The sequence below is a fragment of the Streptomyces sp. NPDC057654 genome, assembly GCF_042800135.1.
In the GTDB taxonomy this organism is placed as follows: Bacteria; Actinomycetota; Actinomycetes; order Streptomycetales; family Streptomycetaceae; genus Streptomyces.
On record NZ_JBHVHQ010000482.1, the window covers coordinates 1 to 6500 of the forward strand.

At 71.8% G+C, this 6500-nt stretch carries 7 protein-coding genes; 5 read left to right on the forward strand and 2 right to left on the reverse strand.

The features are described from left to right. The first annotated feature begins 239 nt into the window (after positions 1–239). Positions 240–812 (forward strand): TetR/AcrR family transcriptional regulator, encoded by a 573-nt coding sequence (locus ACFU99_RS28425; RefSeq protein ID WP_384397350.1) that lies wholly within the window; start codon positions 240–242, stop codon positions 810–812. 168 nt (positions 813–980) lie between these two features. Next, positions 981–1832 (forward strand): putative protein N(5)-glutamine methyltransferase, encoded by an 852-nt coding sequence (locus ACFU99_RS28430; RefSeq protein ID WP_384397340.1) that lies wholly within the window; start codon positions 981–983, stop codon positions 1830–1832. A 175-nt stretch (positions 1833–2007) separates the two neighbouring features. Here ACFU99_RS28430 and ACFU99_RS28435 read toward each other — a convergent pair whose 3' ends face one another. Both ACFU99_RS28435 and ACFU99_RS28440 read right to left on the reverse strand, forming a co-directional pair. Beyond that, positions 2008–2991, reverse strand: coding sequence for a DeoR/GlpR family DNA-binding transcription regulator (locus ACFU99_RS28435; protein WP_363231259.1), 984 nt, complete (start codon positions 2989–2991; stop codon positions 2008–2010). 168 nt (positions 2992–3159) lie between these two features. Further along, positions 3160–4608: an NAD(P)H-quinone dehydrogenase gene (locus ACFU99_RS28440; protein ID WP_363231258.1), complete on the reverse strand. Its 1449-nt coding sequence runs from the start codon at positions 4606–4608 to the stop codon at positions 3160–3162. 107 nt (positions 4609–4715) lie between these two features. On the opposite strand from ACFU99_RS28440, the gene ACFU99_RS28445 reads away from it, so the two are divergent. The 3 genes from ACFU99_RS28445 (at position 4716) to ACFU99_RS28455 (ending at position 6393) form a co-directional block, all read left to right on the forward strand. Beyond that, the gene (locus ACFU99_RS28445; RefSeq protein ID WP_030893269.1) at positions 4716–5153 is read left to right on the forward strand and encodes a gamma-glutamylcyclotransferase; all 438 of its coding nucleotides are present in this window, start codon (positions 4716–4718) and stop codon (positions 5151–5153) included. Positions 5154–5217: 64 nt separating this feature from the next. Next, complete coding sequence (locus tag ACFU99_RS28450) at positions 5218–5493, forward strand: type II toxin-antitoxin system RelE/ParE family toxin (protein WP_384397344.1); 276 nt, start codon at positions 5218–5220, stop codon at positions 5491–5493. A 78-nt stretch (positions 5494–5571) separates the two neighbouring features. Beyond that, complete coding sequence (locus tag ACFU99_RS28455) at positions 5572–6393, forward strand: purine-nucleoside phosphorylase (protein ID WP_384397347.1); 822 nt, start codon at positions 5572–5574, stop codon at positions 6391–6393. Positions 6394–6500: the final 107 nt, after the last annotated feature.

Genomic DNA, 6500 nt, shown 5'->3' on the forward strand with positions numbered 1-6500 from the left:
CGGAGGTCGGCGGGTCCGTCACCTCCGGCGCGGTGATCTGCGAGATCAAGGACTGATACCCCGTTCCACGCCCTGGGGCCCTCGCCGGTGATTCGGCGGGGGCCCCAGGTGTTCCGGAGCGGTCACGTGCCGCCCCGGCCAGTGGCATCCTTGCTGTCATGAGCTCACCGGCGGTGGGCCGCGGTGAGCGGGAGGATGACGCAATGGCGACGGACACGGCGCAGACGTCACAGCGACCCATGCGCGCGGACGCGCGGCGCAACTACGAGCGCCTGCTGACCGAGGCCCGTACGGCCTTCACACAGCACGGCACCGACGCCTCGCTCGAAGACGTCGCGCGCCGCGCGGGCGTCGGCATCGGCACCCTCTACCGGCACTTCCCCAACCGCATCGCCCTGATGAGCGCCGTCTTCCAGGGCGAGGTCGACGCGCTCCTCGCCCGCTCCCGCGAGCTCCTCGCCGCCCCCGAGCCGTGCCGCGCCCTCGTGGAGTGGCTGCGCGCGATCATCGCGCACGCGAGCACGTACCGCGGGCTGTCCCGCGAACTGATCGCCGCACAGAGCGACGAGGGGTCCGCCCTGTCGCGGTGCAGCACCCCGATGCGCGAGGCGGGCGGCACGCTCCTCTCCCGCGCCCAGCGGGCCGGGGCCGTCCGCACCGACGTCGGCATCGCCGACCTCATGCAGCTGACCAGCGCCATCGCGCTCGCCACCGAACAGTCTCCGGACGACCCGGAATTGGCCGACCGGCTGCTGATGCTCACCCTGACCGGCCTGCGGGCCCCCGGCACGGAGTGCCCCGAGGAGGGGTAGCCGCGGGCCCGGTCGGGTAATGTGGGCAGCTCAGGCAGTGAACACGTCAAGGAGGTGAGACCCATTACCGCTGCAACAGGCTGGGTGCTCCCTCCGCACGGCCGTACGGTCCACCGGACATAGGTGACCGCCGGGAGCCCCGCGAAGGCATCCCGAGAGGTCTCCTCCATGTCGGTTTCCGCGTCACCTTCTTCTCTCCCCGCCGCCATCGTCCGCACGCTGCGCGCCGCCGGGTGCGTCTTCGCCGAGGACGAGGCGGAACTGCTCATAGCCACGGCCCGTACGCCCGTAGAACTCGACGGCATGGTGCGTCGGCGGGCCGACGGGCTCCCGCTCGAACACGTCCTGGGCTGGGCCGAGTTCCGCGGCCTGCGCGTCGCCGTGGGCCCCGGCGTCTTCGTACCGCGCCGCCGCACCGAATTCCTCGTCGAACGGGCCGTGGCCGCGGTCGCCGGGCGCTCCGGGCGCGTCGAGCGCTCAAACGGGCCGGTCGTCGTCGACCTGTGCTGCGGCTCGGGCGCGGTGGGCCTGGCCCTGCGCGCCGCCCTCGGCCGCGCCGAACTGCACGCCGCCGACATCGACCCCGCGGCGGTCCGCTGCGCCCGCCGCAACGCCGCCGCCCATGGCGGTGACAGCCTGGTCTACGAGGGCGACCTGTACGAGCCGCTGCCGGCCGCCCTGCGCGGGCGCGTCGACATCCTGGTCGCCAACGTCCCGTACGTACCCACCGAAGCCATCGGCACCCTCCCGCCCGAGGCCCGCGACCACGAGCCCCTGGTCGCCCTCGACGGCGGCACGGACGGCCTCGACGTCCTGCGCCGCGTCACCGCCGCCGCCCCGCGATGGCTGGCCCCGGGCGGCTCCCTGCTCATCGAGACCAGCGAACGCCAGGCGGAGAAGGCTGCCGCGGCCTTCTCCGCGAGCGGCCTGCTCACCCGCGTGACCAACTGCGACGAACTCAACGCCACGGTCATCACCGGCACCGGGCCGACGAACGGACGGACGGGACAGGACGCCTGAGCCCGTCCCCTTGTGGGGGCCGGTCCCGGTCCTGCCGTCGGCGGCTTCCCGGCGGTCGGCCGGTGCCGCACGTCGTCGTCGGCGGTACGTCCGCGGCCCCGGGCCCTCGGGCACCCGAGCCCGTACGCCCGTAAGCCCGCCCGTATCGCGCCCGTACAGAGGCTGCGGCGCCGGGCTAGCGGCGGCGCAGGTCGGCCACCCTCCCCGGGATCGGGTCGCCGACCGCCGCGGCCGCGCGGAGCTGGGTGCCGCTGGGGCCCGGCGGGTGGTTGCGGCGCTGGCCCGGCAGAGGGGCCACGTCCCGCCGGGGGCGGTGCCCCGGCGGGACGGAGTCGCCGCCGCTGGGGCCGACGGTCCCCCCCGAGCCCGACCCCGCGCCGGGCCCGGCGACCGCGATCTGCACCCCCTGGTCGGCGAGCGCCTGGAGCTCAGTGGCGGCACGCTCGTCGTGCGCGGGCGGCTCGTCGGTCACCAGCCGCGTGATCACGTCCGTGGGGACCGTCTGGAACATGGTGTCGGTGCCGAGCTTCGTATGGTCCGCGAGCACCACCACCTCGGCCGCCGCCTGCACCAGCGCGCGGTCGACGCTCGCGGAGAGCATGTTGGACGTGGACAGGCCGCGCTCGGCGGTCAGCCCACTGCCGGACAGGAAGGCGCGGGAGACCCGCAGCCCCTGGAGGGACTGCTCGGCCCCGCTGCCCACCAGGGCGTAGTTGGAGCCTCTGAGGGTCCCGCCGGTCATCACGACCTCGACCCGGTTGGCGTGGGCCAGCGCCTGGGCGACGAGAAGGGAGTTGGTCACCACGGTCAGGCCGGGTACGCGCGCGAGCCGGCGGGCCAGCTCCTGCGTGGTCGTACCGGCGCCGACGACGACGGCCTCGCCCTCTTCGACGAAGCTCGCCGCGAGATCGGCGATGGCCGTCTTCTCCGCGGTCGCTAGATGGGATTTCTGCGGGAAGCCGGACTCCCTGGTGAAACCACCCGGCAGCACCGCACCGCCGTGCCGGCGGTCGAGCAGTCCTTCTGCCTCCAACGCCCGTACGTCCCGCCGTACGGTCACTTCGGAGGTCTGGACGACACGGGCGAGCTCACGGAGCGAAACCGCCCCGTTGGCCCGCACCATTTCGAGGATCAATTGGCGACGTTCTGCTGCGAACACGAAACTGACAGTAACGCCAACGACCAACTGTTTTCAGCAGCTTGCAGCAATTAACGGAAATTGTCCGTAGCCGCTACCACGGAGTGGTATAGGAAGAAGCGCACCAGTACAGCACCGGTACACCGGCCGAACACGGCCCGCGCCTCCTCCCGCCGACACCCCCGCCGCCTACTCCTCGCTCTGCGTCTTACGGGTGTGCAACTGCCGCGCGACCTCGGCGATCGAGCCGGACAGCGACGGGTACACGGTGAACGCGTTGGCGATCTGTTCCACCGTCAGGTTGTTGTCGACGGCGATCGAGATGGGGTGGATCAACTCGCTGGCCCGCGGCGCGACCACCACGCCGCCGACCACGATGCCGGTGCCCGGGCGGCAGAACAGCTTCACGAATCCGTCCCGGATGCCCTGCATCTTCGCTCGGGCATTGCGCAGCAGCGGCAGCTTCACCACACGCGCGTCAATCCTCCCGTTGTCCACGTCCGCCTGCGTGTAGCCGACGGTCGCAATCTCCGGGTCCGTAAATACGTTCGCGGATACAGCCTTGAGATTGAGCGGAGTGACCGCGTCGCCCAGGAAGTGGTACATGGCGATACGGCCCTGCATCGCCGCCACCGAAGCCAGTGCGAAGACACCGGTGCAGTCGCCGGCCGCGTACACGCCCGGCACGCTCGTCCGCGACACCTTGTCCGTCCAGATGTGGCCGGACTCCTTGAGCCTGACTCCGGCCTCCTCCAGACCCATACCGCCGGTATTCGGAATGGAGCCGACCGCCATCAGGCAGTGCGTACCCGAAATCACCCGGCCGTCCGCCAGGGTGACCTCCACGCGCTCCCCCACCCGCTTCGCGGACTGCGCGCGGGAACGCGCCATCACATTCATTCCGCGCCGCCGGAACACGTCCTCCAGCACCGCGGCGGCGTCCGGGTCCTCGCCCGGCAGCACCCGGTCGCGGCTGGAGACTAGCGTCACCTTCGAGCCGAGCGCCTGGTACGCCCCGGCGAACTCCGCGCCCGTCACGCCGGAACCGACCACGATGAGCTCCTCGGGGAGCTCCTCCAGGTCGTAGACCTGCGTCCAGTTGAGTATCCGCTCGCCGTCCGGCAGCGCGTCCGGGATCTCGCGCGGGTGCGCGCCCGTCGCGATCAGCACGGAGTCCGCCGTCAGCGTCTCCTCGGAGCCGTCCGCCGCCCGTACGGTCACCGTCCGGGAGCCGTCGGCTGCCCGTTCCGGCTCCAGCCGGCCACGGCCGCGCAGCACGCGTGCGCCCGCACGCGTGACGGACGCCGTGATGTCGTGCGACTGGGCCAGCGCCAGGCGCTTCACACGCCGGTTCACCTTGCCCAGGTCCACGCCCACGACGCGCGCCACCTGCTCCAGCGGCGGCGTGTCGTCGGCGACGATGATCCCGAGCTCCTCATACGAGGAGTCGAAGGTCGTCATCACCTCAGCCGTCGCGATGAGAGTCTTCGACGGCACGCAGTCGGTCAGCACCGACGCCCCGCCCAGACCGTCGCAGTCGACGACGGTCACCTCCGCGCCGAGCTGCGCGCCCACCAGCGCCGCTTCGTAGCCGCCGGGTCCGCCACCAATGATCACGATCCGAGTCACATACTCCATTGTCCCGCACCCGTCACGAGGTCTCCGCCCGGGGCCCTCCGTCCGGGCTCTCACCCGAGCGTGCCACCACAAATGCCGTCCCGCCCCACTCCCGTACCCTCAGAACCATGTCGCTCTACGCCGCGTACGCCGGCAACCTCGACGCGCGGCTGATGTCCCGCCGCGCACCGCACTCGCCGCTCCGCGGCACAGGCTGGCTGACCGACTGGCGGCTGACCTTCGGCGGCGAGCAGATGGGCTGGGAGGGAGCGCTGGCCACCATCGTCGAAGCGCCCCGGTCCCAGGTCTTCGTCGCGCTGTACGACATCGCCCCCATGGACGAGGAGTCCATGGACCGCTGGGAGGGCGTCGGCCTCGACATCTACCGGCGGATGCGGGTGCGCGTGCACACGCTGGACGGCGAGGAGGCCGCCTGGCTGTACGTGCTCAACGGGTACGAGGGCGGGCTGCCCTCCGCCCGCTACCTCGGCGAGCTCGCCGACGCCGCCGAGTCCGCGGGCGCGCCCCACGACTATGTGATGGAGCTGCGCAAACGGCCCTGCTGAGGTGCGCGTACGCCCGTAGACTCGGCGCACGACGGGCCGGCAGGGACCGGAAGGGGAGGGCACTATGCCCACGTACCAGGTGTACTTCACCGAACAGGCCGGAGCAGCCCGCGACCGCCTCGACGACGCGCAGCGCGCCGCCTTCGACAAGGGCATCTCGCTGCTCGCCCGCGACCCGTTCCCCGCGCTCTCCCGCCCGATAAGCGCCACGGGCGACGACCGGACCATCCGGCTGACGCAGAACATCCTGGTGGAGTACACGGTGAGCATGGGGCGGCTGCTGGTCTTCATCGTCGAGGTCTTCAACGACAAGGACATCTTCGTGAGGGACGTGGACTGAGCGGGGCCCAGTGCTTCTGTCGCGTCTCCCACCTGCGACATCTACGCGCGTAGGGGATTTCCGGATACCCTCGTCCGCGTGAACGCATCAGTTACTCCGGAGATCCAGGGCGACCCCTACGCCGCCGCCGACGCCGCCGCCGCCCGCCTGCGCGAGCTCACCGGCGCCGAGACCCACGACGTGGCCCTGGTCATGGGCTCCGGCTGGGTACCCGCGACCGACGCGCTCGGCACCGCCGAGCACGAGTTCCCGGTCACCGAACTGCCCGGCTTCCCGCCGCCCGCCGTCGCGGGCCACGCCGGCACGATCCGCTCGTACCGGATCAAGGACAAGCGGGCCCTGGTCTTCCTCGGCCGCACGCACTACTACGAGGGCCGCGGCGTGGCCGCCGTCGCGCACGGCGTACGCACCGCCGTCGCCGCCGGCTGCAAGACCATCGTCCTGACCAACGGCTGCGGCGGCCTCCGCGAGGGCATGCGCCCCGGTCAGCCGGTGCTGATCAGCGACCACATCAACCTCACGGCCACCTCCCCCATCGTCGGCGCCAACTTCGTCGACCTCACGGACCTCTACTCGCCGCGGCTGCGCGCCCTCTGCCAGGAGGTCGACCCCAGCCTTGAGGAAGGCGTGTACGCCCAGTTCCCCGGCCCGCACTACGAGACTCCGGCCGAGATCACCATGGCCCGCGTCATCGGGGCGGACCTGGTCGGCATGTCCACCACCCTCGAAGCGATCGCCGCCCGCGAGGCCGGGGCCGAGGTGCTCGGCATCTCCCTGGTCACCAACCTGGCCGCGGGCATGACGGGCGAGCCCCTCAACCACGAAGAGGTCCTCCAGGCCGGCCGTGACTCGGCGGCTCGCATGGGCAGCCTGCTGGCACAGGTGCTGGACCGGCTGTAGCGGGTCCCGGCGGGGTACGGGCGTGTTGTGGGTGCGGGGCCGGGTCCTACGGGGTGGGGTCCTCCACCGCATATTTACGGGCCGCAAACCCGGAACCGCCGAGTCAC

Excerpts from the sequence above, each read along its gene's own strand:
- ACFU99_RS28440 (WP_363231258.1), bottom strand. The coding sequence starts at position 4,608 with ATGGAGTATGTGACTCGGATCGTGATCATTGGTGGCGGACCCGGCGGC.
- ACFU99_RS28425 (WP_384397350.1), top strand. The coding sequence starts at position 240 with ATGCGCGCGGACGCGCGGCGCAACTACGAGCGCCTGCTGACCGAGGCC.
- ACFU99_RS28450 (WP_384397344.1), top strand. The coding sequence starts at position 5,218 with ATGCCCACGTACCAGGTGTACTTCACCGAACAGGCCGGAGCAGCCCGC.
- ACFU99_RS28445 (WP_030893269.1), top strand. The coding sequence starts at position 4,716 with ATGTCGCTCTACGCCGCGTACGCCGGCAACCTCGACGCGCGGCTGATG.
- ACFU99_RS28430 (WP_384397340.1), top strand. The coding sequence starts at position 981 with ATGTCGGTTTCCGCGTCACCTTCTTCTCTCCCCGCCGCCATCGTCCGC.